Here is a 25,834-nt window from a genome sequence, read left to right on the forward strand (position 1 = left end):
ATGGCTGTAACTGGTGTACTCCGTCCAGGATACGTGCAGCTGAGGGTCCTCGATCTCGACGAGGCTATTGTTCATTACCGTGACCGGATCGGTCTCAATCTCGTCAGCGTCGAGGATGGGCGTGCCTATTTCCAGGCGTTCGACGAATTCGACCGCCACAGCATCATCCTGCGCGAAGCGGATTCGGCCGGATTAGATCGGATGGCGTTCAAGGTCGCGAAAGACTCCGATCTTGATCATTTTGCCGCACGCCTGCTCGATGCGGGAGTTGACGTCGATGTCATTCCCGCTGGCGAAGATCCGGGTGTCGGACGCAAAATCCGCTTCAACACGCCGACCGCGCATGAGTTTGACCTATACGCAGAAATGGAGCTGTCCGAAACCGGGCCCGCAGTACGGAACCCTGATGTCTGGATCGCCGAGCCCCGCGGCATGCGCGCGACCCGGTTTGACCACTGTGCGCTCAACGGCGTGGACATCTCGGCGAGCGCCAAGATCTTCGTGGAAGTTCTCGACTTCTCCGTCACCGAGGAACTGGTCGACGAAAGTACGGGGGCACGTCTCGGTATCTTCCTGTCATGCAGCAACAAGGCCCATGATGTCGCCTTTCTGGGCTATCCGGAAGATGGCCGGATCCACCACACTTCGTTCTTTCTCGAATCCTGGCACGATGTTGGGCACGCGGCTGACATTATCAGTCGCTACGATATCTCGCTCGACATCGGCCCTACGCGCCACGGGATCACTCGCGGCCAGACGATCTATTTCTTCGATCCGTCGGGCAACCGCAACGAGACGTTCAGCGGCGGCTATTTCTACTACCCCGACAACCCGCGCCGCATGTGGCAGGCGGAAAACGCAGGCAAGGCGATTTTCTATTACGAGAAGGCGCTGACCGACCGCTTCATGACGGTAAACACCTGATCATGGACGGTTTGGTGACAATCCGGACAATCGGACACGGCTTGGCCGCACAAGCGGTTTCGGCCGCCGTCGCCAAGGGCGAGGAAACCGGTTGCCCGGTCGTTGCCGCCGTCATCGGTGGAGGAGGCGAACTGGTGGCTCTGCTGCGAGCAAGCGGAACACCCTTTCCCTCGTCACAAATTGCCCAGGACAAGGCCTATACCGCCGCCAGCTTTCGGGTTGCGACGCCTGACGTGTACAAGATGGTTTCGGGCAATCCGGCGCTGAGCGCCGGGATAACCGTTCAGCCGGGGATCGTGATGTTTGGCGGGGGGCTGCCCATCGTTATCGATGGCGAATTCGTCGGCGCAATCGGCGTCTCTGGTGGATCTGAAGAACGCGACATTGCCTGCGCCAACGCGGGCCTATCCGCAATCGGCGCAGGGCAGCAGTGAGCGGCCAGCGCCTCAATAAATTGGAACGATAGAACTCAAATGACTACCAATTCGCCTCGACCTGTAGCCGACACCATCCTCAATTTCATTGGGGGTTCCTATCGCAAGGGCAGCCAGGGAAAGACCTTTGACAACGTCAATCCTGCAACCGGACAGACGATCGGCACGGTTCATGAGGCAAGTGAAGCCGATGTCGCCGATGCAGTGGCGGCGGCTGAGGCGGCTCTTGATGGTCCTTGGGGCAAGATGACGACGGCCGAGAGGGTCAAGTTGATCGTCGCGGTGGCCGCCGAAATCGAGCGCCGTGCGGATGATTTTCTCGATGCCGAGGTGGCCGATACCGGCAAGCCCCGTCACGTGGCTTCGCACATCGACATTCCTCGCGGCGCGGCGAATTTCCGCATGTTCGCCGACGTTATCGCGACGATGCCAGGCGAATCCTTCACCACGCCGACGCCCGATGGTGGGCAGGCGATCAATTATGCCGTGCGCAAGCCCAAGGGCGTGATCGCGGTGATCTGCCCGTGGAACTTCCCGTTGCTGCTGATGACCTGGAAGGTCGGACCGGCGCTAGCCTGCGGAAACACAGTGGTAATCAAGCCTTCGGAGGAAACCCCCCGAACAGCAGCGCTTCTGGGCGAAGTCATGAACGCGGTGGGGATGCCCGAAGGTGTCTACAACGTCGTCCATGGTTTCGGCGGCGGCTCGGCGGGCGAGTTCCTGACCTCCAACAAGGATGTCGATGCGATCACTTTTACCGGCGAGACCGGAACCGGGCAGGCGATCATGCAAAAGGCTGCAGTCGGGGTCCGCGACGTTTCTTTCGAGCTCGGCGGCAAGAATGCGGCGATCGTCTTCGCCGACGCTGATCTCGACAAGGCGATTGAGGGCCTGTCACGCTCGGTCTTCCTCAACACCGGGCAGGTCTGTCTCGGCACAGAGAGAGTATACGTCGAGCGGCCGATATTTGATGAATTCGTGCAGCGGATGGCGCTAGCCGCGCAGACGTTCAAACCCGGCGTGATAGGCGATCCGACCTACCTTGGGCCGTTGATCAGCGCAGAGCACCGCGACAAGGTGCTCGGCTATTACGCGAAAGCGGTCGAAGAAGGGGCGACGGTTGTCGCCGGCGGCGGCGTTCCGAAAGTCGATGGCGATCAGGCGGGCGGCTTCTATGTCGAGCCGACGCTGTGGACCGGACTTGCGCACGACAGCACAGTGATGCGGGAGGAGATCTTCGGTCCGTGCTGCGGGGTAATCCCGTTCGACTCCGAAGACGAGGTTATCGCGCTGGCCAATGACACCGACTACGGATTGTGCGCGACCGTGTGGACCGAAAACCTTTCGCGCGCGCACCGGGTGGCAGCGGCGATGCAGGTCGGTGTGTGCTGGGTCAATTGCTGGTTCCTGCGCGATTTGCGCACGGCGTTTGGCGGGTCTGGCCATTCCGGGATCGGCCGGGAGGGCGGTGTTCACAGCCTCGAATTCTACACTGAAACCGCAAACATTTGTGTGAAGCTCTGAGATTATGACCATGGAAACCACGATAGACCCTCGGGTCATTCAACAAGCAGCCGAACAATTGCGCGGTGCCGCGACAAGCGGAACGCCCGTCGCACCGGTTCGCGACCTCATATCGGCGGGCGGGGTGGATGCGGCCTATGCCGTGCAGGAGGTCAATACCCGGCACTATGTCGACAGCGGACGAAGACTGGTAGGCCGCAAGATCGGCCTCACTTCGCTTGCAGTCCAGCGGCAGCTTGGTGTCGACCAGCCCGATTACGGCATGCTGTTTGCCGACATGGACGTGCCTGAAGGCATACCGGTTTCGCTTGATCAGGTGATTCAGCCCAAGGTCGAAGCTGAGATCGCGATCGTCATCGGTCGCGACCTGCCCCATCCGGACCTGACGACCGCCGAAATGATCCGCGCGGTGGAATATGTCGTGCCGGCGATCGAGATCGTCGACAGCCGGGTAGCCAATTGGGACATTCGCATCTGGGATACGGTTGCCGATAATGCCTCAAGTGGCCTGTTCGTGCTGGGCGCGGTTCCGCGCAAGCTCGATGGGCTCGATCTGCGTGAATGCGGCATGGTGATGGAGATCAAGGGCGAACCCATTTCGGTCGGCGCTGGTATCGCCTGCCTGGGCAGCCCGATCACCGCATCGTTGTGGCTGGCGCGGGTCATGGCGCGGGTCGGCCGGCCGCTGCTTGAAGGCGACGTGATCCTGTCCGGCGCGCTCGGCCCCATGGCCGGAGTGAACCGAGGCGATGTCGTCGAGGCAAGAATAAACGGTGTCGGAATGGTGCGGGCAGAATTCGCCGCCGATACCAACTGAAAACTGGATGAAAGACAAGCGTATGCCAAAAATGAAATGTGCGATCATAGGCTCGGGAAATATCGGCACCGACCTGATGATCAAGTTGCTCAAAGGTTCAGATGTGCTCGAACTTGCCGCAGTGGTTGGTATCGACCCGGCATCCGAGGGGCTGGCGATGGCCCGCGAACGGGGCGTGGAAACCACCCACGAGGGGATTGAAGGGCTACGCAAGCTGTCCGTCTATTCGGAGATCGGGATCGCTTTTGACGCGACCTCGGCTTACGCCCACAAGGAGCATGATGCCGCGTTGCAGCAGGATGGCAAACTGGTCGTTGACCTGACACCCGCAGCATTGGGACCATTTTTCGTGCCCCCGGTCGGAAATGTGCTCGACAGCAGCGTCCGCAACGTGAACATGGTCACCTGCGGAGGCCAGGCGACCATCCCGATCGTCGCAGCCGTATCACGCGTGAGTCCTGTCCATTACGCAGAAATTGTCGCATCGGTTTCGTCGCGTTCAGCGGGGCCGGGAACCCGCGCCAATATCGACGAGTTCACCCGGACCACTGCTAAGGCGATCGAGGTCGTTGGCGGTGCGCGCCGCGGACGCGCGATTATCATCCTCAATCCGGCTGAACCGCCGATGATCATGCGCGACACGATTTTCACGCTGACCGATCAGGTTGACGAGGATCTTATCCGGCAGTCGGTGCAGGACATGGTGCAGACCGTCCAGTCTTATGTCCCCGGCTATCGCCTCAAGCAGGAGGTACAGTTCGAGCGGTTTGGTTCGAACCAGCCTCTCAAAATCCCCGGCTATGGCGAGTTCGTCGGTCTCAAGACCAGCGTTTTCCTCGAGGTAGAGGGGGCGGGCGATTACCTGCCAAAATATTCCGGCAACCTCGACATTATGACAGCTGCGGCCAAGGCGGCCGGCGAGCGGCTTGCATTGCAGAACCTAGAAAGGGTGGCACCATGACCTTCAACCCTGAAACCGGCAAGCTTTACATCCAGGACGTCACCCTGCGTGACGGGATGCACGCAATCCTTCACATGTACGGCACCGACAGCGTCCGCACGATCGCCAAGGCCCTGGACGATGCCGGTGTCGACGCCATTGAAGTGTCGCACGGTGACGGTCTCAACGGCACGTCATTCAACTATGGCTTTGGCTCTCACACCGACTGGGAATGGATCGAGGCGGCAGCCGACGTGATCAAACGGGCGGTGCTGACCACGCTGCTGGTCCCTGGCATCGGCACGGTCGAAGAGCTTCGCCGCGCTTACGCATTGGGTGTTCGCTCGGTACGTGTTGCAACCCATTGCACTGAAGCAGACGTTGCCAAGCAGCATATCGGTATCGCCCGCGATCTTGGTATGGATGTATCGGGCTTTTTGATGATGAGCCACATGATCGACGCCGAGGCGCTGGCCCAGCAGGCCATGCTGATGGAAAGCTATGGCGCGCACTGTGTTTATGTGACCGACAGCGGCGGCGCACTCGACATGGACGGTGTGCGCGAGCGGCTGCGGGCTTACGACCGCGTTCTCAAGCCAGAAACCCAGCGCGGCATGCATGCCCACCACAATTTGTCGCTCGGTGTCGCAAATTCGATCGTTGCCGCTCAGGAAGGCGCAGTACGGATCGATGCCAGCCTTGCAGGCATGGGGGCAGGGGCGGGCAACGCCCCGCTCGAAGTGTTCGTTGCTGCGGCCGACCGAAAGGGCTGGAACCATGGATGCGACGTGATGGCGTTGATGGACGCAGCGGAAGATCTGGTCCGTCCACTCCAGGATCGCCCGGTGCGGGTCGACCGCGAGACGCTGAGCCTGGGCTATGCCGGTGTCTATTCAAGCTTTCTTCGTCACGCGGAAAAGGCGGCCGAACAATACGGCCTCGACACCCGCGAAATTCTGATCGAACTGGGTAAACGGCGCATGGTTGGCGGGCAGGAAGACATGATTGTCGATGTTGCGCTCGATCTCGTTTCCGCGCGGGCAACATAGGCGATGGCAATGGACAAGATTGAACGTTACGCGGAAATTCTGGACAGCGCGGCGCTTCATGCGCGCGCAACGCCCCAACTGACGCATACCGACCCCGATCTGAGTGTGGCGGATGCCTATCTGGTGCAGAAGCTGTCGGTCGATCGTCGCCTCAGCCGCGGTGAACGCCGAATCGGAGTCAAGATGGGTCTGACGAGCCGGGCCAAGATGCTGCAGGTCGGGGTCGACGAGGTAGCCTGGGGACGCCTGACCGACGCGATGCTGATCGAGGAAGGCGCGTCGATGTCTCGCGCACGTTTCGTTCACCCACGGGTTGAGCCGGAAGTGGCCTTCCTTATGAAGGCGCCGCTTTCCGGAAAGGTCACAGCGATGGAGGCGCTGGCGGCGGTCGAAGCGATTGCTCCAGCAATGGAAATCATTGATAGCCGGTACGAGAACTTCAAGTTCGCTTTGTCTGATGTTATTGCCGACAACACCTCGTCTTCTGGCCTTGTGATCGGACAATGGAACGATCCAGCCAAGGATTTCTCGAACCTCGGGGTTGTTCTCGAAATCGACGGCCATGTGATCGAGGTCGGTTCGACTGCAGCTATTCTCGGCCATCCCTTGCGGTCGTTGGTCGCCGCGGCGCGACTTGTCGCTGAAGGCGGAGAAGAAATCTCAGCAGGCGACATCGTCATGGCAGGTGGCATCACCGCCGCTCCCAATCTCGCGCCCGGTCAAACCGTCCGCACGAATATCCAGGGGCTTGGTGCCGTAATGTTTCAGGTGGAGGCGTAAATGCCAATCATCGAGGTCAACATGCTCGAGGGTAGATCGCCGGATGACAAAGAACGGTTGATCCAAGCCCTGACCGATGCTGCCATAACGTCGATCGGGGCGCCGCGTGAATCGGTCCGCATTATCTTGCGCGAGATGCCGAGCGGCCACTTCGCGGTCGGTGGACAGTCCTTCGCGGCGAAAGCGGCCGCAAAGGCCGCCGGGAAGGAATGACGTGACAACTGGGCTGCACCTGATCCGGATTGTCGGCGGCGGAGAGTTCAGTTGCGGTGAGGACGAGTCGGTCTTGCTGGCCATGGAGCGATGCGGATCGAGCGATATTGGCGTTGGTTGCCGGGGCGGCGGGTGCGGGATCTGCAGGGTCAAAGTGGTCGAAGGGGGCTATAAGACCGGCAAAATGAGTGCCGCAAAGGTTTCAGAAAGCGACCGTGAAGCGGGTTATGCCCTAGCATGCCGCCTCTATCCGGCCGCTGACTTATTAATCGAAGTGTAATATAAATCTAGAGGAGATATGAAATGGCTACCAAACTCAAAAACGTTGAAAACGAATACGGAATTAAGAGCGAATACGGTCACTTTATCGGCGGCGAGTGGATTTCCGGTGATAGTGGGAAGACGATCGACCTGATCAATCCGGCCACAGGCGCGGTGCTGACCAAGATCCAGGCCGGTAATGCCAAGGATATCCAGCGTGCAGTGGCCGCTGCAAAGGCCGCCTTTCCGAAGTGGTCAGAAAGTTCGCCTGCCGAACGTCAGGAAATCCTGATTGAGGTCGCGCGTCGGCTCAAGGCGCGCCATCAGCATTATGCCACGCTTGAGACCCTGAACAACGGTAAGCCAATCCGCGAATCGATGTATTTCGATATGCCTCAGGCAATCGGCCAATTCGAGCTTTTTGCCGGCGCGGCGTATGGCCTTCATGGTCAGACATTGGATTTCCCCGATGCTGTCGGCATCGTTCACCGCGAGCCGCTGGGCGTGTGCGCGCAGATTATCCCGTGGAACGTGCCGATGCTGATGATGGCGTGCAAAATCGCGCCAGCCCTTGCTTCAGGGAACACGGTTGTGCTTAAACCTGCCGAGACGGTCTGCCTTTCGGTGATCGAATTCTTCGTAGAAATGGCGGATCTTTTGCCCCCAGGCGTGATCAACGTGGTCACCGGCTACGGTCCTGACGTCGGTGAGGCGCTTGTGACTCATGAGGACGTCCGTAAGGTCGCCTTCACCGGGTCGGTGGCGACGGCCCGCCGGGTCATGCAATATGCATCCGCCAATATCATCCCGCAGACGCTCGAACTGGGCGGTAAGTCCGCGCACATCGTTTGTGGGGATGCTGATATCGATGCCGCGGTCGAAAGTGCCACGATGTCGACCGTGCTCAACAAAGGCGAAGTTTGCCTGGCTGGCTCACGCCTGTTCCTGCACGAGTCGATCCAGGATGAGTTCCTTGCGAAGTTCAAGGTGGCGCTCGAAGGTATTCGTCAGGGCGATCCGCTGGACTTTGCGACCCAGCTCGGCGCACAGGCGTCGAAGATGCAAATGGACAAGGTCGAGAGCTATCTCCAGTTGGCTACCGAAGAAGGCGCCACCGTTCTGACCGGCGGCAGCCGTAACGACAATCTTGCCGATGGGCACTTCATCAGCCCGACGGTCTTTACCAACGTCAACAACTCGATGCGTATCGCGCGTGAAGAGATCTTCGGCCCGGTTACCAGCGTGATTAGTTGGAAGGACGAAGACGATATGATGAAGGTGGCGAACGATACCAATTACGGCCTCGCGGGTGGTATCTGGACCCGCGATATTGCGCGCGCGCACCGCATGGCACGCAAGCTCGAAACCGGCACGGTGTGGATCAACCGCTACTACAATCTGAAGGCCAACATGCCACTCGGCGGTTACAAGCAGAGCGGGTTCGGTCGTGAATTCAGTCATGAAGTGCTTAACCACTACACCCAGACCAAGTCGGTCGTGGTGAACTTGCAAGAGGGTCGCACCGGGATGTTCGATCAGTAATTTTGAACTGAACGACAATCGGCGAAGAAGGAGAGAAAATTGTCTAAGAGGCTTGATGGACAGGTGGCGCTACTTACCGGTGGCGCCACCGGGATCGGCGCGGCGGTAGTCGCGCGCTATATCGAAGAAGGCGCCAGGGTCGGCGTGCTCGTCAAGGATGACGAGCAGACAGAACTGGTGCGTTCGCGACATGGAGACAGCGTCGTCGTGGTAACGGGAGACGTGCGTTCCTATGCGGACAATTCCCGCGCCGTTGCGGAAACCGTGGCGGCGTTCGGCAAGCTCGATGTGTTTGTCGGGAACGTTGGAATCTGGGATTTCATGGTTCCGCTCGAACAGCAGGAGCCCGAGCAGCTCGGAAAGGTTTTTGACGAGATATTCGATGTCAACCTCAAGGGCTACTTTCTCGGTGCCCGCGCCGCCATCCCCGAGCTCCGGAAGGTTAAGGGAAGTATTATTTTTACCGCCTCGACTTCAAGCTACTACACTGGAGGAGGCGGCACTCTATACGTTGCGTCCAAGCACGCTGTGCTCGGGCTTATCAAACAGCTGGCCTGGGAACTAGCACCGGACATCAGTGTCAACGGCGTTGCGCCGGGTGGGACACGGACCCCGCTCAGCGGTACCCAGACCGGCGGCTTTGCAGAGACGAAGATGGAACAGATGCCCGGGCTTGACGATTTGATTTCCGGCATGACTCCGCTCGGAAGGATCGCCGAACCTGCCGACCATGCTGGTCTCTATACCCTTTTGGCTTCGCGGCGGGACTCTTCGTACATGACCGGAACAGTGCTCCTCAGCGATGGCGGAATCGGAATCGGGAAACGTCCGGACGGGTGAACACGATGCCGAGAGCTAGGGTTGTTAGTATCAAGCGCATGATAGGAGGATAGAAGCCATGGCTGAGAAATTTCAATTTTCCGACTTGTTCGTCATTTCGGGGGTTATTGGAGCCGCCCGGTGGAAACCGACGCACCTTGGTCCGACCGTCGCGCCTCCCCAACTGGTCGAATTCGGCGGCGATCTCACAAGAGATCGCGCCGAACGTATGATGGCTCATGCCGAAGCCGGGGGACTCGCAATTTACGGGATCGGGCAGCTCAGCTACCATCGTGCACCTGTCGACAAGACAGTCGTCTATCCGATCGACGCCTTTTACGCGCATGGTCAATACACGTCAGTTATTGCTACCTTGAACCGCGTTGCAGTTCTGCTCGACAACACCCAAAAGGTGGATATCCAGGAAATGGTTGGCAAGATGATCCGGGTCGATAACTGACTCGGGGTTGCAGAATCACTGTCTCGCGCCCGGCTTGACATTGTTGCTCCAAGGCGCAAAACAGCGCTTGGCGCACAGGCTATTTTAGTGCGGGGTTACCGCGCGCTGCTCCGATCGAGGAAACGATCTGCAGAGATCGCATGGCGAGACACGCCGGCTTTGAGTAACACTTCTTCAGCGAGGTCGACCATCGCGGGCGGGCCACAGAGATAGGCCTCGCATTGTGCCCGGTCTGGTATTTCGGCGATCTGCTGCGTCACCAGCCCCCGGGCGCCTTCCCAGGGGCTATCCGGTGATTCTTCGGACAGGACCGGTATAAATTCGAACGGCGCATTCCAGTCGGCGGCGAGTGCGCTGATTTCATCAAGGCAATAAAGGTGCGCCTTGGTCCTGGCGCCATACAACAGGATAACCGGCCGATTGGCGCCAAGCGCACGGGCCTCCTGCAAAATCGCCATGATCGGAGCGAGGCCGCTGCCACCCGCAATGCAGAGCATTGGCGCCTTGCTTGGCTTGAGGTGGAACGCGCCATAGGGCGCCGCCACCTCCATCTGCGTTCCGAGGCGTTCACCGCCAAACAACCAGTCGGTGAAAGCGCCTCCCGGAACATGGCGGACATGGAATTGCAACTGCTTTGCCGACCCGTTTTTGGGTGCGAATGCGAAGGAGTAGCTTCGGGGGCCGTCGATGCTAGGCAGGCTCAGATCGGCGTACTGGCCTGGGGTAAAGGACAGCGGTCGGTCAAGCTCGACAATGAGGTTGATTATATCCGGGCAAAGCCGGGTGGCTGCGACAATCGTTGCCGGATAGTTTTTGACAGCTTGCTGGCTCAACAAGGGAGCGTCGAGTGCAATCGTCAAATCCGAGCGAGGTAGGGCCTGACAAGCAAGCCTGTATCCAGCCGACAGTTCGTCGCGCTCCAGAACCAGCGCGGATGGACTTAATTCCCGTATCTTGCCGTCCAGAAGCTTGAATTTGCAGGTTCCGCACGAACCGACTTTGCAATCGTGCGGCATGGCCATGCCCTCGGCGAGCATTGCTTCGAGCAGGGTTTTGTCTTGGGCGACAAACAACTCCCGCGCTTCGGAGGTCACAGTCACCTTGTTGGGCTTGGGCTTTTTCAGGAAGGAAAACATGAATGCGATCTATTCTGTTCGATTTGCGGCAAGTGGGATGAAAGTAAAAGGAAGTGTCATCCCCGGAGGGACGACGCTCGAGTAACATGCAGATGACCGGACGGATGTTGGTGGACTGTGTCAGTCGATGGCGAGCCACTGCGGCCAACCGGCCCTCGCGTTGGCGGCTTGTGCAAGTTTGCGCTCGCCAGGTGATGCAAACCTCTGGTCCCAGTCTTTGAGGCGCGGCTGGGCGATGAACCGGTTCCAGACTGGCGGGACCAGTCCGCACAGGAAACACAGAAACAGCGACGGCATCTGCGGCGCCTCGGGCTCGGGCCGCAGTTCGTAGAATGGGGTGTGCCCGTCGAGGTGGTGGTTGATGTGATTGGTGATCTCGACCCCGATCGGACGCACGATCATGCCAAGATGGTTCCATGCGTGATGCTTGGCGATCGGCTCCCCCTCGATCCGCAGCAGGCCGTAATGTTGAAAGTAATTGAAGCCTTCAACCAGCATCTTGGCAAAAAACATCGCGGTGACCGTCACGAGTCCGGCGATAGGACCGGCGAGAACGACCATCACACCGATAATTGCGCCAACCAGCACCAGTTGCAACCACATCGCATTGCGCCAGCTCCATTTCGAATGACCCAGACGCGAAAGGATCTCCGCCTGCTTATCCCAGGTGTCCTTGTACGAACCCCAGGTGGCCGAAAACACGAAGCTGTAGATGGTCTGCCCTCTCAAGGGTGTGTCACTATCTTTCGCTGTGTCGAGATGCACATGATGGGTGACAATGTGCGCAATATCGCGATTGGGATCGCCATAGAAGGCACTCAATCCTTTTGCCACAGCCCTTGGGAACCAGTGCCGGCGATGCATCAACTCGTGCGCGACGGGCAGGGTCGGAACCGCAGAAAGCCATGCAAGGCTGGCGATCGATCCGGCGATCTGCCAACCCGAAGCCGCATCACCCAATATCGGATTTGTGCCGGAGTTTACCGAGTGGGCGAAAACCAGATAGAGTGCGATCATCAGCGGTAGCTGCAGATAGATCGCTAAATCGGCGACGGACGAAATGCCGAGTGCGCGCATTTTGCTGTCATTTGGAAGGGCTATGTCAAGCATCATCAGCACTGGGAAGGTGCCAAAGCCGAGCCACACGAACGGGCCGCCGAGGACAAACCCTGCGATGCCCGTCATGGTCATAACGGGCACAAGATAATACCGTAATGCGTCCACTTTATTCTCTCCGATCCGTCCGGTCCGCAGGCCGGCCATATTGTTGTTCGTATATGGGAATGCCCCGCGCCGAGGAGCGCATGGTTAGCGGCACGAAATGCGACTGGCTTCGCATTTCGTGCCGCCGCATCCCTAAAGGAAGATGTTCAGGTTTTTGCTGAGCAGGACATTATGCTTGAGTATGATTCGCCGTTTGACCAGCTGAAATGCAGCTCCCGCTTCGCGCCAGATATCGACACGGTTGCCGATCAGCGAGTCTTCCTCACGCTCATTGCGATTGCGATAGGCGTAGAAGTTGGAGAAGACTTGGTATTCTCCTTCCTTCTCAGTCATTTCTACCTCAACGTTGGTGATGATGTGCGTGTAACGCGTGGCCGGATCCTCGGACCAGGCCGTACCGGTTTCCAGCCGCGAAAGCCGTTTCTTGATCTCCTCCAGATTGTCGTTGTAATAGGCCATCCGGGTCAGATCGTTTACTTGGTCGGTCTTGTCGCGGCGATAGCGCGTTTCAATGCCGGGCATATGATAGAGCAAATCGTCGGCCAGCATCTTGACCCAACCGACATAGTTCTCATCGTCGAGCATGCGCGCTTCGCGATAGACGGTCTGGGTCAAGGCGTGCGTCAGTTCGAGCGAGGCGCTCTGGCCCGTCTGCGGGCGTTCGAACGTGGCGTTCTTTGTCATAGTAATGATTCCTTTCAAAGCGCGAACAGGCCGGGAACGTCGCGCGTCTCGCTAACGCCTGTCAGGCGCGGTTCTGGGCGCTCGGGCATTGCATCCAGCTTGTCGGCTTCCATCATATCGAGCCAACGCTGGTAGAAACCGCGCTGGTTGGCGTCGTTATACTGCCCGCGATAGACGATGCCCGGCAGCGTATCGTGCTCGATCTGGCGCGATATGCCGCAGCGGTAGTGCAGGCGTTCGTGGCGGGTCACTACGCCGCGGTTGACCGTGGTACAGTTACTCCAGTTTTCCCCATCGTCCATCTCGAACGTGCCCCCTGGGCCAAAGGTCTGCATGACCCCCTTGGTAATTTCATCCTTGATGTCATCGGGCATCGATTTGTTGACGATCACCCAGGTCTTGAGTTCGAACTCCATTGGTCCCTTGGGCTGCCACTGACGGAAGGTCGAAATGCCAGGAAGGAACGACACGTTGGGGAAAATCGACGCGGAGGCGACCGATCCGAAGATTTGGGAGCGCATCTCACCCAGCCGCTGGGCCATCTTGGGCCGGATTCTTTCATAGTATTCCATAACCTTCGGTCGGCCCAGGAGGAAGAGATCGCCCACCCCTTCGGTGCCGAATTCCCACCCGTGGCCGTTGACGCTGGCATGGTAGGAATTTTCCATGTCGACCGGCGGGAAAGGCTCGCCATTGTTCATCGAACGGCAGCCGGAATCATGGGTCCAGCCAGCATGGTAGGCATCACCGATGAAGTTCTCGACGCCGAACTTCCAGTTGGCGTTAATCACCGACTTGATGCAGCCGCCGATCAATTCGGTGCCGCCATCCTCATTGTCGAGCAACATGTCGAGGTACCAGCGAAAGTCGCCCAGCCACGCGTCCAGGCTCGGACCGTCTTCGGCGAAGGTCGCAAACACCAACCCCTTGTAACCGGCTACCCGGGCAACCTGCTTCAAGCCGTTCTTTTTCCGATCAATATCGATTTCGTCGTAGCAATATTCCTCATGCATGCCTTTCAGTTCACCGCCGGTATCAAAGGCCCAGCCGTGGTAATTGCAGACAAACCGGCGGGTGTTTCCGGCGTCGGCAAAGCACACCTTGTTGCCGCGATGCGGACAGGAATTCAGGAAGACTTTGATCGAGCCATCGGGCTGACGCGCGACGATCACGCCGTCTTCGCCCATATGGGTGGTTAGAAAATCGCCCGCCTTGGGCAGCTGGCTCTCGTGGGCCACGAACAGCCAGGACCGTGCGAAGATGCGGTACAGCTCTTCCTCGTAAATCTCGGCATCGCTGAAGATCCGGCGATCGAGCCAGCCTTCCTTGAGGTCCATGTATTGTGAAAATTCTGGCTCGCGGCCCATCCGTTCAATGCGCATCATTTCTCTCCCATTAACTTCTTTGTAACTTCATTTTAGAAAAACACGTTGATGTTGCTGTCTGGCAGCACCGCATGGTCAAGCGCGATGTCACGCGCAGCGAGGCACCAGCCCTGCGTGCCATGGCGCCACCGGTCGGTGCGCCCCGCAGTAAATTGACGCGCCAAGCCGTCGATGCGGTTGCGATGAATAACGATCACCGAGTGTACGATCACCTCGTTTTCGGCATCCGCAGGTTCGATTTCGACGTTCGATATGACGCGGCGCACGAAATTGGGCGGATCCTCGGCCCACACATATCCCGAGCGCAGGCGATCGATCCTGAGTTTAAGGCGCGCGATGTTCTCGTTAAAAACAACGCCAGCGCCGACTGCTGCCGGCGGCGACCGATCTGCCCGGAAGCGCCGCCGTTTGAGGTCCATTCGGTAGGTAACATCGTCGCACAGCAGCTCCAGCCAGTCCTCGAAGCGTTCGGCATCGAGCAGGCGCGCTTCGTGATACAGGCGCTGCGTCAGAGCGATCATATCCTCTACCAGGACCGGGGCAGGGTTCATTTCAAGCATTCTCAGGCTCCTCAACGGAGAGCGAGTTGATGTTGTAGGTGGGAACCTCGGCCCAGCTTTCAGCCTGCATGTGTTCTTGCCAGCGGCGATAGAAATAGCGCTGGTTGTGCTCGCTCACCAATCCGGCTGCGATGTCGCCAGGAAAGCCATCGCGCGGCCCAGAACGGCCGAGCGCCATGTTAGTGAACACGTCCATCTGCGCCGTCCGCCAGCCACGCGACTGTTCGGTGCAGGCAGCTAGATTGTCGCCATCGTCATTGTCGAACAGGCCCGCAAGCCCGAAGGTCAGGCACTGATTGTCAAGGATTGCTGCTTGCATCTCGTCAGGCATGTCGTTTTCCACCATCGCCCAGGTCCATTGCTCGAGCTTGCCCGGACCCTTGGGATGATAGACCCGAAACCAGTTCAGGCCTGGCAGGAACTGGAGGTTGGGGAAAATCGTGATGTTGATCTGCGAACCCCACAGCTGTTCGCCGCGCACCTTGCCCAACCGCTCGATCGCCGTGGGACGATTGGCCTCCAGATAATCCATCATGGGCTTCGGTTCGGGGTAGAAGGCGTAGCCCGAAATCCCGTCGAGCGAGGTCAGCGCCATGTGGCCGTTCATTCCGGCGACGGAAAGCCCGCCTTCGAGGTTGGTACTCGAATTGCCGACGCTGAGACCGGCAAGGTCCATCGACTGGACGGCCGACATCGCTCCGGCATGCGCCCAACCCAGATGGTAGCCATCGCCGCAGACATTCTCAACCGGCAGCTTCCAGTTGCTGCCCAGCTCCATCTTCTGGGTTTCGCCGAGCAGCGAAGTTCCGCCTGGCATCGCATCCAGCCAGACATCGAGGAAGAATTTTGCATCGCCAAGGTAATCCTCGAGCGAGGGCGCATCTGGATCGAAGCAGCCGAAGACCAGGCCCTTGTATTCGGCAACATGGGTTACCTGAACCAGGCCCAGCTTGCTGCGGTCCAGTTCGCCAAAATAGGCCTCGTTTTCCAGCGGAACCCCGGCGAGCGACCCGTCTGGCGCGAACGACCACCCATGATAATTGCAGGTAAAGGCCTTGGCATTGCCGCGATCGGCGCGGCAAATGCGGTTCCCGCGGTGGGTGCAGCTGTTGAGGAATGCTTTGATCGATCCGTCTTTCTGGCGAATGACGATGACGTCGTCCTCGCCCATGAAGGTGCGGAAATAGTCACCAGCTTTGGGGATCTGGCTGGTGTGAACGAGGAACAGCCAGCAGCGACCGAAAATGCGTTCAAGCTCCTGTTTGTAGAGCTCCTCGTTCGAGTAGATCGTCCGCTTTTGACGGCCTGTCGTCGTATCGACCAGGTCGGAAACATCCATCTGCGTCCTCTCCTCCGTGTCGCCGCCGCAGATTTCCTTCGGTCAGCCATGTCCAGAATTTTGCTTATATCATGCATAAACTGTGCCAAATTCAAAAGTCAAGGAATCTCGGGCATATATAAAAGATCTCTACTTTTAACCCCGTTAAAGTTTGACATATTTGTCGAGTGCTGGATGATGTTGTGGCGCACAGTGTACATTTTTGTTATGATAAGGCATGAAGCATCTCCCCGCGTACACCGACCTTACCAGCCGGCTCCGTTTTTCGCCCGAGCAGGGCCGCATCTGGCGTGACAGCGAGCGCTGCGTATTGCTGAGTAATTCTGCGCTAGTCATGTTGCGGAACGAAATAGTTGTCCAACTGGGCTTAGTCAGCGCTCGCCGACTATTCTGGGAGATAGGGTTCGCCGAAGGCGCGCGTTGCGCAGTCGAAGCAAAGCATTTAAGGCCCGGCAGCAGTTTCCTTGATGCCTTTGCGGTCGGCCCTCAAGCCCATGCAGTAACCGGGTTCGGCTGGACCGAGATCGAAACTTTGGACACCGATACCGAGAACGGGCATTTCGATGGTCGTTTTCTGGTCCACGATTCGATTGAAGCCGGAATCCATCTCGCGACCGATGGCATTAGCACCGATCCTGTGTGTTGGTTGCAAACTGGTTTTGCCAGCGGCTTTGCAAGCACTTTCGCGGGTCAGCCCATAATCATGCGTGAAATCGAGTGCAAGGGAATGGGGCATCGGGCCTGCCTGCTCCATGGCAAGCCTGAAGCCGAGTGGCCAAGCCTGGACGATGTCGAAACGGCAGTGGTTCAAATCGATTCAAGCGGCCTCAAGAGTCAGGACGACCAATTCGTCGCTGGAGTATCGGCAGGCTTCCACGCGGTGCGCAACTTGATCGAGCGGACTGCAGGGACCGATGCCACGCTGTTGTTCTTGGGGGAGACGGGAGTCGGCAAGGAGGTGTTCGCCAGGATGGCGCACCGGCTTAGCCTTCGCCGCGACGCGCCTTTCGTCGCGCTGAATTGCGCAGCAATTCCTGAAGGCTTGATCGAGGCCGAACTGTTCGGTGTGGCCAAGGGTGCTTTCACCGGCGCCATGACCGACAGGCAAGGACGTTTCGAACTCGCCCACGGTGGTACGCTGTTTCTCGACGAGATTTCGATGCTGTCACCCCTGGCGCAAAGCAAGGTTCTGAGGGCCATCCAGGAAGGCGAATTCGAACGTGTGGGTGGTACCAAGACCATCCAGGTAAACGTTCGCCTGATCGCCGCCTCCAACATCGATCTCGAGGCGGCAATCGCTGCGGGGACATTTCGTCCGGACCTGTACTTCCGTCTTTCAACACTGCCGATCTGGGTTCCGCCGCTGAGAGAGCGGCGCGAGGACATCCCGGGATTAATGGAGCACTTCCGCGCCAAATATACCAAGCGTCACGGGCGTACCGTAGAAGGCTTCACGGCGCGGTCGATCAATGCGCTGCTGATGCACGACTATCCCGGCAATGTCAGGGAACTGGAGCGGATGGTTGAGCGTGCCGTGCTGCTCGCCGACGAAACTGGTGCCATCGATTTACGGCACCTCTTCATTGGATCGAACAGGGCGCTCATCCCAAGCAGTCTGACCCTGGCTCAGGATGGCCGTGTGGTCGGCGCGGAGCCGAGCTCCGAAGAGTCGTCTGGGATTGACCAGCTGGTCGGCTTGCTTCGCCAGAACGGCGAAACGCTTTCGACGATCGAAGATGCGATCGTTCGTGCATCAGTCGAAGCCGCCGGCGGTAACGTTGCACTAGCGGCCAGAGAATTGGGGCTGACGCGTCGGCAACTGGCATACCGTATCGAGAAAATTCGAAATGACAGATATTGACGGATTTACAACATATTGTATATTGTGCAACGCAAACCTTAACAGAGTGTGCAAGGATAAAGGTATGGCGGCGTTCGTGAAATTGGGAGAAATCGAGTGCATTCGGTAGCGATTGTAGGTGCGAATCTTGCTGGTGGGCGAGCGGCGGAAGCACTTCGGCAGGCGGGGTTTGACGGTCAGATCACCCTTATCGGTGAAGAGCCGTTGAGGCCCTATGAACGCCCACCTCTTTCGAAAGAACTTCTGTGGAATACGGCGGAGGCTCCGAATAATTTTTTCTTGCAAGATGAGGGCTGGTACGCGGAAAACAGGATCGACCTGCTTCTCAACACGCGTGTTGAAGCGCTAGATTTGAATGCGGGCGGAGTGCGCCTGTCCGGCGGGCCGCTGGTCACCGCCGACAAGGTGTTGCTGGCGACCGGCGGGCATGCCCGCAAACTCAATTTAGCGGGAGCCGATTGTGCCAATGTCCATTATCTGCGCACCCGCGACGACGCCACCAGGATGGCACTCGACCTTCGTCAAGGGGCGCGGGTCGTTATTGTCGGGATGGGGGTGATCGGTGCTGAAGTGGCAGCCAGCGCGATCAAGCTGGGCTGCGAGGTAACCGCGATAGAGCCGCTGGCGGCGCCGATGGAACGGGCGCTGGGCAAGCGCTTCGGCCTATGGCTGGGTGAGCAGCACAGCAAGCGTGGGGTCAGGACCTATTTCAACCGGGGCGTCACGGGGTTCAAGTTCGCGGACGGTCGCGTCTCCGCCGTAGAGATCGACGACGGCACCCTCATCCCTTGCGACGCTGTCGTAGTCGGCGTGGGAATCATTCCTGCAACGTCGCTGGCGATAGATGCCGGGTTGACTGTAAACAACGGGATCGTCGTCGATCGTCGTTGCCAAACCAGTAGTCCAATAGTGTTCGCCGCCGGCGACGTGGCCGAACAGGACGGGTTTTTTGGTGGTCGATTCCGTCAGGAAACGTACCAAAACGCGGCCGACCAAGCCCAGGCTGCGGCCTTGGCAATGCTTGGCCACGAAGTCGATTACTGCAAGCCGATGTGGTACTGGAGCGACCAGTTCGATCTGAACATCCAGTTCTGCGGACAAATTCCGGTAGAAGCCGAGATTGTCGTCCGCGGCGACGTCGAAAGCAACGCATTCGTCGCTTTCTTCCTCTCCGGGAATACCATTGAAGGAGTCCTGACTGTCAACCGCGCTGCCGACATGGGAATTGGCAAACGGCTGGTCGAACGGCGGGTGATCGCCAGTGCGGACCGGCTTGCCGATGCGGATGTTTCATTACGTGAGCTGCTTAAACAGACCGCTTGATGGATGGCAGCGCCGCGGGACCGGCCTATCCGATACCGCCGCCTGCGACGAAGAGCGTCTGTCCCGTAACGTACGACGCTTCTTCCGATGCAAAAAAGCAGATTGCGGCGGCCAGTTCCTCGGGTTCGCCGAAACGGGCCATCGGGGTGTCGCGCATGGTTTGCTCCATCACCCCGGCAAAGCCCGCCTTGACGGCGTCGCTCATTGGCGCCGGATCGCGCGGCGTGACCCGGGTAACATTGACACCCCCCGGCGCAACGCAGTTGATTCGGACACCGCTGGTTTCCAGTTCCAGCGACAGGGCAGCGGTCAGCGCAGCGACTCCGCCCTTGGCGGCGGCATAGGGCACCCGGTTCACGCCGCGTGTGGCCACTGAACCGATATTGACGATCGAACCGCGCCCGGCCGCGAGCATATAGGGCACCACTGCGTGGCAGCACCAAAGAGTCGGCCACAGCGAGCGGTTAATTTCTGCCACGATCTCGTCTGGTGTATAGTCCCAATAGGGTTTGGCCCAAATCGTGCCGCCCACATTGTGGACTGCCACGTCGATCCGGCCAAATTGATCGGAAACCGTCCGGTAAAGTTCGGTCGCTCCCTCGCATTGCTCAAGGTCGAAGATGGCGGCGTGGGCGTCCGCGCCGTCGGCCCGCAGCCGGTCGACCGCATCCTGCGTGGCTTGAGCTGCGCGGTCAGCGACGATCACCGTCGCGCCTTCTTCCGCCAGGCGCTGGGCGGTGGCCAGCCCGACACCTTGAGCTCCGCCTGTCACAACCGCTACCTGGTTTTCGAACCGTCTGCATATAGGCATGGTCAGTCTGCTCCTCTTTCCCGAACTCCTGAAAAATACGCAAGGTCGAAGGACGATCTTGTATATATCCGCACTTTATGTCATGCAAGGAAAAGCGTTACACAATGCAGAACGCCGGGACACTGCGGCAACAATCACCTGACGTAAATTCTAGGAGAGCGACGAAGATGACGCGTACACTTATGGCCCCAGCCGACATCAAAGGAGCATGGGCAATTATTCCCACTCCGGCGAAGGACAATGCCTCGGATTGGCGCGCGACAAAAACGGTGGATCTCGATGAGACCGCGCGCGTGGTAAACGGTCTTATCGACGCAGGAATTAACGGAATTCTAAGCATGGGCACGCTTGGGGAAGCGGCGACCATGACCCACGATGAAAAGCTCGATTTCATGAAGGCATTGGTCGATTCTGCGGCTGGCCGGGTGCCGATTTTTGTCGGAACTACCTGCATCAACACCCGCGATACCGTCGCGTTAACCCGGCAGGCGCTCGATATAGGTGCGGATGGCACTATGTTGGGAGTCCCGATGTGGTGCGCTCCCAGCCTCGACGTTGCCGTGCAGTTCTACAAGGATGTCGCTGAAGCCGTCCCTGAAATGAACATTGCGATCTACGCCAATCCCGAAGCTTTCAAATTCGATTTTCCACGTTCATTCTGGGCACAGGTGGCCGAGCTTCCGCAGGTCGTCACGGCGAAGTACATCGGTGTCGGCACCCTGCTGCCAGACCTTGCGGCAGTTCGCGGTCGCATCAAGCTGCTGCCGATCGACTTCGACTATTATGGTGCAGCCCGTATGGACGATTCAATCGACGCCTTCTGGTCCAGCGGTGCCGTGTGTCATCCGCTGGTGACAACTACGCTGCGCGACCTCGTGTCGCAAGCGCGCGCGACGGGCGACTGGAGCGCGGCGCGGGCTTTTATGGGCCAGCTCGGCCCAACGGCAGCGCCGCTGTTCCCTAACGGCAGCTTTAAGGAATTCTCGACCTACAACATCGCGCTTGAAAAGGCGCGGATGAATGCCGGCGGGTGGATGAATGCCGGCCCGGCCCGTCCGCCTTATCATCTTTGCCCGGAACCCTACCTCGAAGGCGCGCGCCAGTCGGGCAGAATGTGGGCTGAGCTCGGCAAAGCACTCGAATCTGAGAAATGATATCAGCGCGATAATTTGGGAGAGAGCAGATGACGGAGATTAACCTGTCGTGGCCGAAAAACTATAATGAAGTTCCTAAAGAAGCCTTTGTTCGCAAGGACATCTATGCGGAGGAGGTCAAACGGATTTTTCACGGCACCGAATGGCACCCGGTCGCCCATGAAAGCGAATTGCCCAACCCAGGAGATTTCAAGACTTTCCGGTTGGCGGGCGTACCGCTGCTTATCGGGCGCGACGTCGAGGGCGTGGTGCGGGTGTTCTACAACGCTTGCTCGCACCGCGGCAATCAGCTCGAGACGGCGATCATGGGCAACAAGACCGAATTCGAATGCCCTTACCACCGCTGGCTGTTCGATTCGAAGGGTGACCTGGTCGGGTGTCCTAACCCACGGGAATTTCTGCCCGGTTTCAACAAAGCTGACTATCCGCTTGCCCAGCCGCGGTTCGACATCTATTTTGGCCTGATATTCGTGACGCTTTCGGCGGAAACCGAGCCGCTGCTTGAATATCTGGGCGACTCGCAGAATTGCTTGCGCGAGCTGCTTGCGGGCGACGGGCGGCTCAAGCTGCTTGGCTACCAGAAGGTCCGTTATGATACGAACTGGAAGTCGTATACCGATAACGATGGCTATCATGCTCCGTTGCTGCATCAGGCGTTCAAGATGCTCAACTGGCAAGGCGGCAAGGGTCGCCAGTACACGGCAACGCACCGCGGCCACATCTGCTTCGAATCGGCCCTTTCTGTGGCAACCGGGCCTTCCGTGCTCAAGGACAAGTCGCTGATCGAGTTCAAAGGGCAGGACCCGGCGGTCGGATCCCGGATCGTCTCGCTGTTTCCAACCTTCGTTTCGACGAAGCATCTTGACGTCATCAACTTGCGCTTCGCTACACCGATCGATGCGGAGACGGTTGAAGTCCACTATGCCTATTTCGCCCATCAGGATGACGACGAGGACATGGTTCGCCATCGCCTGCGGCAAAGTTCCAACCTGCTCGGCCCGTGCGGCCTGATCAGCATGGAGGATGCTTCGGTCTTTCACCGCATCCACATCGGAAACCACACACCAGGGTCGGCCATCTTCCAGAAGGGAGTACATGACCCTTTGAAGCTGGAATCGGAATTTCTTCAGAATGACGAGAGCGGCAATCTTCCGCGCTGGGAATATTACCGTTCGGTCATGGGCTTCGAAAGGGCGACAGTATGATGCAGACAGATACATCGCTCGAAGCGGCGCTTAACGCCCTGCTGCTGGCTGATGCTCACGCGCTCGACAGCAAGGATATGCCGGGGTGGCTTGGTAATTACGCGGACGAGGAGGCTGCCGCCTACTACTGCCGTTCGGCGGAAAATTCGGAGCACGGACTCGCCCTTGGATTCATGTACGACGACTGCCGCGCCAGGCTCGAGGATCGCGTCACCTTCGTGAACGACATCTGGGCTGGCACCTTTCAGGACTATCGAACCCGCCATTTCGTCCAGCTCACCAGCTTTGATCGCGTTGATGCAACCACCCTGGAAATGCGATCAAATTTTTCGGTGTTCATGACGCCTAAAGACAGCGGTATCACCCAAGTGCTGGCGGCAGGGCAGTATCTCGATACTGTTCGGCAAGACAAGAATGGCGAACTGAAGCTGTTATCGAGGCGCGCTGAGCTCGATACCTCAGTACTTCCGCGATATCTGGTCTATCCGATTTGATCAGGTGGTCAGCCGAAGCGACGGATATTTTCCGCCAAACCGGTAACTAGTGCTTCGGCCGCAACAGAAGGGCCCGGCGTCATTCAGGCCCTTAGTTGTTATAATTTGAACGATAACAAGTGTTTGCCTATGGGAGCCGATTTGACATTTGAGCCCCGCTTGCCGAACAAAAATATTATGCCATGCTGACCAACGTCGGCATGGCCGTGTAACTTTAAAAAATCGCTTCCGACAATCCCTGGGCGGTTTAGTATGGGCGCCGGGCGTTCAACGGGGTTGCCTGATTGCCATGTCATTTCAGGATAAGAGTTGTATATTATACAACATGCGTCTATAGTCCGCACAATTGTGCAACGAGCAATTGAACACAAAACATGGAACGCCAAACCGCGATGGCTGAACCCATGGGTTAATTAAGATTTGGGAGATGTGGTATGGCTGCGAGTGTTTTTCCAAAAAACCAGGAAGAGTATTTCGAGCAGTTGCGAAGGGCACCGTTACTGGCGCTGCCGACCTTCTTGCTTTTCGTTGCCTCGATGGGTGGCATCGGAATTGTCTGGTATCTGGCATTGACGGGGCAGATACCTATCTGGCTCGGCACCATCGCCAACGGCCTGATCACCTATCTGCTTTTCAGCGTAATACATGATGCGGCCCATATGTCCCTTTCCAGGGTCAAATGGCTAAACGAGACGATCGGAGCGATCGGCCTCTTCTTCTTGTTCCCATATGCCCCGATGGTACTTCTGCGGTGGGTGCACAACAAACACCACAGCTATGCCAATGGCCCACTAGACCCTGATCGCTTCGAACACGAGTCGTCATGGTGGCAGGTGCCGTTTCGCTGGACGATGTTTGACGGCGCCTATATTTATTATTTTTTCAAGTACGGCCAGAATGTTCGCAAAAAGCACGGCAAGGAACTCGTCGCTTTTTACTCGGTCTTGCTCGCGCTGTTTGTAGCGGCCCTTTATTTTGGATACGGCTTCGAACTCTTCATGTTGTGGTTTCTGCCCTCGCGAATCACGCTGTTCCTGATTGCGATCGTTTTCGTGATTCTGCCGCACTATCCGGCGATGGTTGCACAGGATGAAGAGCCCTATATGGCGACGACGATGCGCTACGGATGGGAATGGCTGCTGACACCGTTGCTGGTTTATCAGAACTACCATCTCATCCATCATCTCTATCCGGAAATTCCCTTTTACAGGATGCATAAGGCCTATTTCATCAAGTTCGATGAGATCAACCGTCAGAACATCAGCCGACAGACAGCCTTTGGGGTCAAGCCGGAGAACATGGAGTCCCATCTGGCCTACCGCCAGGAAAAAGACGCGGCATTGCAGCCAGCTGAATAATAGATGGCCCGACAGGCTGCCCGATCAGATCACTGCCGTCCCTACGGCTGCGAACGGCCTCTCGCCGCGATCGGTCAGGCTGGCCTCTACTCATGGACAGGCGCTACGCTGCACGCGCTCCCGCCTTCCGCACTGCGCCGATCACAAGGCACAGGACCGCCAATCGGCAGCGCGGGCTGGTTACGGTGCTGGAACAATCGACCGGGCGGAGCATCATCCCCAGGAAGCTCGAACGGAGAAAGTCCGCTGACGAAGCGTATTTGGGAATGGTCTGCCCCCGAAAAAGTGGTCCGGTATTTGAGTTAGTCCCGGCTCCGATTATGGAGTTGAGACATGGGCAAGAGAGCCAAGCCTGAAGAGATCATTGCGAAGCTGCGGGAGGTGGAGGTTCGCCTGGCCCGGGGTGAGACAGCTGCTTCGGCGGCGCGGGCCGTTGGTGTGACGGAACAGACCTACTACCGCTGGCGCAAAGAGTATGGCGGCCTGCAGGTCGACCAAGCCAAGCGCATGAAAGATATGGAGAAGGAAAACGCCCGGCTTCGGCGCGCAGTCTCTGATCTCACGCTGGACAACCAGATCCTTCAGGAAGTCGTGCGGGGAAAGTTCTAAGCCCTTCGCGTCGTCGTGCTGCAGTCGATCACGTGGTGGAAGGGCTTGGCATCTCCGAACGCCGGGCCTGCCGTGTGATCGGCCAGCATCGATCGACCCAGCGCAAACCACATACCCGGCGAAACGACGAGGATGCCCTGACATCGGCGATCACCCGACTGGCCGAACGGTTCGGCCGATATGGGTACCGCCGGATCACAGCTTTGCTCAGGGATGACGGCTGGCATGTGAACGAGAAGCGGGTTTACCGCATCTGGCGACGAGAGGGGCTGAAAGTGCCGATGAAACAACCAAAACGCGGCCGTCTCTGGCTGAATGACGGCTCTTGCGTGCGGCTGAGACCGGCACACAAAAGCCATGTCTGGTCCTATGACTTCGTGCAGGATCGCACCCATGATGGTCGCGTGTTCCGTATGCTGTGTGTCATCGATGAGTTTACCCGGGAGTGCCTCGCCATCCGAGTTGAGAGGAAGCTTAACTCACGGGATGTCCTCGACACGCTGGGAGAGCTGTTCGTCCGCCACGGTGCACCTGAACACATACGGTCCGACAATGGTCCCGAGTTTATCGCGACAGCCTTGCGAGACTGGCTCGACCGGATCGGCGTGAAGACGCTTTACATTGAACCGGGATCACCCTGGGAGAACGGCTATTGCGAGAGCTTCAACAGCAAGCTGCGCGACGAGTTGCTGGCGAGGGAAATCTTCTTCGATCTGCGCGAGGCGAAGATCCTGATCGAGGTCTGGCGGCGCCACTACAATACCGCAAGGCCGCACTCATCCCTCGGCTACAAGCCACCCGCCCCAAAAGCCATCTTGCCCGCAGCGTTCATGCCGCCTTACTATGGGGAGGTGGCAGCATGAACGCTGCTACCTTGAAACCGCCGGGCTAACAAATCTGGTGGACCACTGCTGAGGGGCAGGCCACC

Annotated in this window: 26 protein-coding genes; 19 read left to right on the forward strand and 7 right to left on the reverse strand. The window is 58.3% G+C overall.

Translation table 11 applies throughout. The features are described 5' to 3' along the window. The 12 genes from V7651_RS17635 to V7651_RS17690 are packed head-to-tail and all read left to right on the forward strand — an operon-like array spanning position 1 to position 9,763. Positions 1-924 (forward strand): catechol 2,3-dioxygenase, encoded by a 924-nt coding sequence (locus V7651_RS17635; protein WP_035540713.1) that lies wholly within the window; start codon positions 1-3, stop codon positions 922-924. Between the two features lie 14 nt (positions 925-938). Further along, complete coding sequence (locus tag V7651_RS17640; protein WP_206741594.1) at positions 939-1,358, forward strand: GlcG/HbpS family heme-binding protein; 420 nt, start codon at positions 939-941, stop codon at positions 1,356-1,358. A gap of 39 nt (positions 1,359-1,397) precedes the next feature. Continuing rightward, positions 1,398-2,882, forward strand: a complete 1,485-nt coding sequence (locus tag V7651_RS17645) for a 2-hydroxymuconic semialdehyde dehydrogenase (protein WP_035540717.1) — start codon at positions 1,398-1,400, stop codon at positions 2,880-2,882. Positions 2,883-2,886: 4 nt separating this feature from the next. Further along, positions 2,887-3,699: a fumarylacetoacetate hydrolase family protein gene (locus V7651_RS17650; RefSeq protein ID WP_035540718.1), complete on the forward strand. Its 813-nt coding sequence runs from the start codon at positions 2,887-2,889 to the stop codon at positions 3,697-3,699. A 22-nt stretch (positions 3,700-3,721) separates the two neighbouring features. After that, the gene (locus tag V7651_RS17655; protein ID WP_035540761.1) at positions 3,722-4,660 is read left to right on the forward strand and encodes an acetaldehyde dehydrogenase (acetylating); all 939 of its coding nucleotides are present in this window, start codon (positions 3,722-3,724) and stop codon (positions 4,658-4,660) included. Continuing rightward, the gene (gene dmpG, locus V7651_RS17660) at positions 4,657-5,688 is read left to right on the forward strand and encodes a 4-hydroxy-2-oxovalerate aldolase (protein WP_035540720.1); all 1,032 of its coding nucleotides are present in this window, start codon (positions 4,657-4,659) and stop codon (positions 5,686-5,688) included. The genes V7651_RS17655 and dmpG overlap by 4 nt, the downstream gene beginning before the upstream one ends. Positions 5,689-5,697: 9 nt before the next feature. Further along, positions 5,698-6,468 (forward strand): 2-keto-4-pentenoate hydratase, encoded by a 771-nt coding sequence (locus V7651_RS17665; protein ID WP_035540762.1) that lies wholly within the window; start codon positions 5,698-5,700, stop codon positions 6,466-6,468. Then, positions 6,469-6,681: a 2-hydroxymuconate tautomerase gene (locus V7651_RS17670; protein WP_035540723.1), complete on the forward strand. Its 213-nt coding sequence runs from the start codon at positions 6,469-6,471 to the stop codon at positions 6,679-6,681. It begins immediately after the preceding gene. Position 6,682: 1 nt separating this feature from the next. Further along, entirely contained in the window at positions 6,683-6,961 is a 279-nt protein-coding gene (locus V7651_RS17675) for a 2Fe-2S iron-sulfur cluster-binding protein (RefSeq protein WP_045695151.1), read from the forward strand. A 23-nt stretch (positions 6,962-6,984) separates the two neighbouring features. Beyond that, positions 6,985-8,484: an aldehyde dehydrogenase family protein gene (locus tag V7651_RS17680; RefSeq protein ID WP_035540725.1), complete on the forward strand. Its 1,500-nt coding sequence runs from the start codon at positions 6,985-6,987 to the stop codon at positions 8,482-8,484. 39 nt (positions 8,485-8,523) lie between these two features. After that, positions 8,524-9,324 carry a 3-(cis-5,6-dihydroxycyclohexa-1,3-dien-1-yl)propanoate dehydrogenase gene (hcaB, locus tag V7651_RS17685; RefSeq protein ID WP_035540728.1) on the forward strand — a complete coding sequence of 267 codons (801 nt, stop codon included), beginning with the start codon at positions 8,524-8,526 and terminating at the stop codon, positions 9,322-9,324. Positions 9,325-9,382: 58 nt separating this feature from the next. Further along, positions 9,383-9,763, forward strand: coding sequence for a hypothetical protein (locus V7651_RS17690; protein ID WP_035540730.1), 381 nt, complete (start codon positions 9,383-9,385; stop codon positions 9,761-9,763). Positions 9,764-9,858: 95 nt separating this feature from the next. Here the strand turns inward: V7651_RS17690 and V7651_RS17695 are convergent, their stop codons facing one another. The 6 genes from V7651_RS17695 to V7651_RS17720 all read right to left on the reverse strand — a co-directional run bounded on the left by V7651_RS17695 (position 9,859) and on the right by V7651_RS17720 (position 16,091). Next, complete coding sequence (locus V7651_RS17695; RefSeq protein ID WP_035540732.1) at positions 9,859-10,899, reverse strand: 2Fe-2S iron-sulfur cluster-binding protein; 1,041 nt, start codon at positions 10,897-10,899, stop codon at positions 9,859-9,861. 120 nt (positions 10,900-11,019) lie between these two features. Then, a complete protein-coding gene (locus tag V7651_RS17700) occupies positions 11,020-12,162 on the reverse strand; it encodes an alkane 1-monooxygenase (protein WP_277813056.1) in 1,143 nt (380 codons plus the stop codon). Between the two features lie 93 nt (positions 12,163-12,255). Beyond that, the gene (locus tag V7651_RS17705) at positions 12,256-12,807 is read right to left on the reverse strand and encodes a 3-phenylpropionate/cinnamic acid dioxygenase subunit beta (protein WP_035540734.1); all 552 of its coding nucleotides are present in this window, start codon (positions 12,805-12,807) and stop codon (positions 12,256-12,258) included. Between the two features lie 14 nt (positions 12,808-12,821). Continuing rightward, the gene (locus tag V7651_RS17710) at positions 12,822-14,189 is read right to left on the reverse strand and encodes an aromatic ring-hydroxylating oxygenase subunit alpha (protein ID WP_035540736.1); all 1,368 of its coding nucleotides are present in this window, start codon (positions 14,187-14,189) and stop codon (positions 12,822-12,824) included. Between the two features lie 35 nt (positions 14,190-14,224). Continuing rightward, positions 14,225-14,752, reverse strand: a complete 528-nt coding sequence (locus V7651_RS17715) for an aromatic-ring-hydroxylating dioxygenase subunit beta (RefSeq protein ID WP_035540738.1) — start codon at positions 14,750-14,752, stop codon at positions 14,225-14,227. Further along, positions 14,745-16,091, reverse strand: coding sequence for an aromatic ring-hydroxylating oxygenase subunit alpha (locus V7651_RS17720; RefSeq protein WP_035540740.1), 1,347 nt, complete (start codon positions 16,089-16,091; stop codon positions 14,745-14,747). The genes V7651_RS17715 and V7651_RS17720 overlap by 8 nt, the downstream gene beginning before the upstream one ends. Before the next feature lie 217 nt (positions 16,092-16,308). Here V7651_RS17720 and V7651_RS17725 point away from each other — a divergent pair, with 217 nt between their 5' ends. Together V7651_RS17725 and V7651_RS17730 are read left to right on the forward strand one after the other, a co-directional pair. Continuing rightward, complete coding sequence (locus V7651_RS17725; protein WP_035540741.1) at positions 16,309-17,952, forward strand: sigma-54-dependent Fis family transcriptional regulator; 1,644 nt, start codon at positions 16,309-16,311, stop codon at positions 17,950-17,952. Positions 17,953-18,048: 96 nt separating this feature from the next. Continuing rightward, a complete protein-coding gene (locus V7651_RS17730; RefSeq protein ID WP_035540742.1) occupies positions 18,049-19,275 on the forward strand; it encodes an NAD(P)/FAD-dependent oxidoreductase in 1,227 nt (408 codons plus the stop codon). A 25-nt stretch (positions 19,276-19,300) separates the two neighbouring features. On the opposite strand, the gene V7651_RS17735 is transcribed toward V7651_RS17730, so the two are convergent. Continuing rightward, positions 19,301-20,086, reverse strand: coding sequence for a 1,6-dihydroxycyclohexa-2,4-diene-1-carboxylate dehydrogenase (locus V7651_RS17735; protein ID WP_035540743.1), 786 nt, complete (start codon positions 20,084-20,086; stop codon positions 19,301-19,303). A 182-nt stretch (positions 20,087-20,268) separates the two neighbouring features. Between V7651_RS17735 and V7651_RS17740 the strand changes: the two genes are divergently transcribed. From V7651_RS17740 to V7651_RS17760, 5 genes are all read left to right on the forward strand, one after another. After that, positions 20,269-21,240, forward strand: a complete 972-nt coding sequence (locus tag V7651_RS17740; protein ID WP_206741596.1) for a dihydrodipicolinate synthase family protein — start codon at positions 20,269-20,271, stop codon at positions 21,238-21,240. Between the two features lie 29 nt (positions 21,241-21,269). Further along, positions 21,270-22,445 (forward strand): aromatic ring-hydroxylating oxygenase subunit alpha, encoded by a 1,176-nt coding sequence (locus V7651_RS17745; protein WP_035540745.1) that lies wholly within the window; start codon positions 21,270-21,272, stop codon positions 22,443-22,445. After that, positions 22,442-22,939 (forward strand): aromatic-ring-hydroxylating dioxygenase subunit beta, encoded by a 498-nt coding sequence (locus V7651_RS17750; protein WP_035540746.1) that lies wholly within the window; start codon positions 22,442-22,444, stop codon positions 22,937-22,939. The genes V7651_RS17745 and V7651_RS17750 overlap by 4 nt, the downstream gene beginning before the upstream one ends. A 434-nt stretch (positions 22,940-23,373) precedes the next feature. Continuing rightward, positions 23,374-24,297, forward strand: coding sequence for a fatty acid desaturase (locus V7651_RS17755; protein WP_035540747.1), 924 nt, complete (start codon positions 23,374-23,376; stop codon positions 24,295-24,297). Positions 24,298-24,630: 333 nt separating this feature from the next. After that, positions 24,631-25,769 (forward strand): IS3 family transposase gene (locus tag V7651_RS17760; RefSeq protein ID WP_241765771.1). Its coding sequence is split into 2 segments (ribosomal slippage): positions 24,631-24,889 and positions 24,889-25,769, totalling 1,140 coding nucleotides; the frame shifts between segments, so codons are not numbered across the junction. The last annotated feature ends 65 nt before the right edge of the window (positions 25,770-25,834 follow it).

The sequence above is a fragment of the Hyphomonas oceanitis genome, from assembly GCF_036964545.1.
Taxonomy (GTDB): domain Bacteria; phylum Pseudomonadota; class Alphaproteobacteria; order Caulobacterales; family Hyphomonadaceae; genus Hyphomonas; species Hyphomonas oceanitis.

Excerpts from the sequence above, each read along its gene's own strand:
- V7651_RS17635 (WP_035540713.1), top strand. The coding sequence starts at position 1 with ATGGCTGTAACTGGTGTACTCCGTCCAGGATACGTGCAGCTGAGGGTC.
- V7651_RS17645 (WP_035540717.1), top strand. The coding sequence starts at position 1,398 with ATGACTACCAATTCGCCTCGACCTGTAGCCGACACCATCCTCAATTTC.
- V7651_RS17650 (WP_035540718.1), top strand. The coding sequence starts at position 2,887 with ATGACCATGGAAACCACGATAGACCCTCGGGTCATTCAACAAGCAGCC.
- V7651_RS17655 (WP_035540761.1), top strand. The coding sequence starts at position 3,722 with ATGCCAAAAATGAAATGTGCGATCATAGGCTCGGGAAATATCGGCACC.
- dmpG (WP_035540720.1), top strand. The coding sequence starts at position 4,657 with ATGACCTTCAACCCTGAAACCGGCAAGCTTTACATCCAGGACGTCACC.
- V7651_RS17665 (WP_035540762.1), top strand. The coding sequence starts at position 5,698 with ATGGACAAGATTGAACGTTACGCGGAAATTCTGGACAGCGCGGCGCTT.
- V7651_RS17670 (WP_035540723.1), top strand. The coding sequence starts at position 6,469 with ATGCCAATCATCGAGGTCAACATGCTCGAGGGTAGATCGCCGGATGAC.
- V7651_RS17680 (WP_035540725.1), top strand. The coding sequence starts at position 6,985 with ATGGCTACCAAACTCAAAAACGTTGAAAACGAATACGGAATTAAGAGC.
- V7651_RS17690 (WP_035540730.1), top strand. The coding sequence starts at position 9,383 with ATGGCTGAGAAATTTCAATTTTCCGACTTGTTCGTCATTTCGGGGGTT.
- V7651_RS17695 (WP_035540732.1), bottom strand. The coding sequence starts at position 10,899 with ATGTTTTCCTTCCTGAAAAAGCCCAAGCCCAACAAGGTGACTGTGACC.
- V7651_RS17700 (WP_277813056.1), bottom strand. The coding sequence starts at position 12,162 with ATGGCCGGCCTGCGGACCGGACGGATCGGAGAGAATAAAGTGGACGCA.
- V7651_RS17705 (WP_035540734.1), bottom strand. The coding sequence starts at position 12,807 with ATGACAAAGAACGCCACGTTCGAACGCCCGCAGACGGGCCAGAGCGCC.
- V7651_RS17710 (WP_035540736.1), bottom strand. The coding sequence starts at position 14,189 with ATGCGCATTGAACGGATGGGCCGCGAGCCAGAATTTTCACAATACATG.
- V7651_RS17715 (WP_035540738.1), bottom strand. The coding sequence starts at position 14,752 with ATGCTTGAAATGAACCCTGCCCCGGTCCTGGTAGAGGATATGATCGCT.
- V7651_RS17720 (WP_035540740.1), bottom strand. The coding sequence starts at position 16,091 with ATGGATGTTTCCGACCTGGTCGATACGACGACAGGCCGTCAAAAGCGG.
- V7651_RS17725 (WP_035540741.1), top strand. The coding sequence starts at position 16,309 with ATGAAGCATCTCCCCGCGTACACCGACCTTACCAGCCGGCTCCGTTTT.
- V7651_RS17735 (WP_035540743.1), bottom strand. The coding sequence starts at position 20,086 with ATGCCTATATGCAGACGGTTCGAAAACCAGGTAGCGGTTGTGACAGGC.
- V7651_RS17740 (WP_206741596.1), top strand. The coding sequence starts at position 20,269 with ATGGCCCCAGCCGACATCAAAGGAGCATGGGCAATTATTCCCACTCCG.
- V7651_RS17745 (WP_035540745.1), top strand. The coding sequence starts at position 21,270 with ATGACGGAGATTAACCTGTCGTGGCCGAAAAACTATAATGAAGTTCCT.
- V7651_RS17750 (WP_035540746.1), top strand. The coding sequence starts at position 22,442 with ATGATGCAGACAGATACATCGCTCGAAGCGGCGCTTAACGCCCTGCTG.
- V7651_RS17755 (WP_035540747.1), top strand. The coding sequence starts at position 23,374 with ATGGCTGCGAGTGTTTTTCCAAAAAACCAGGAAGAGTATTTCGAGCAG.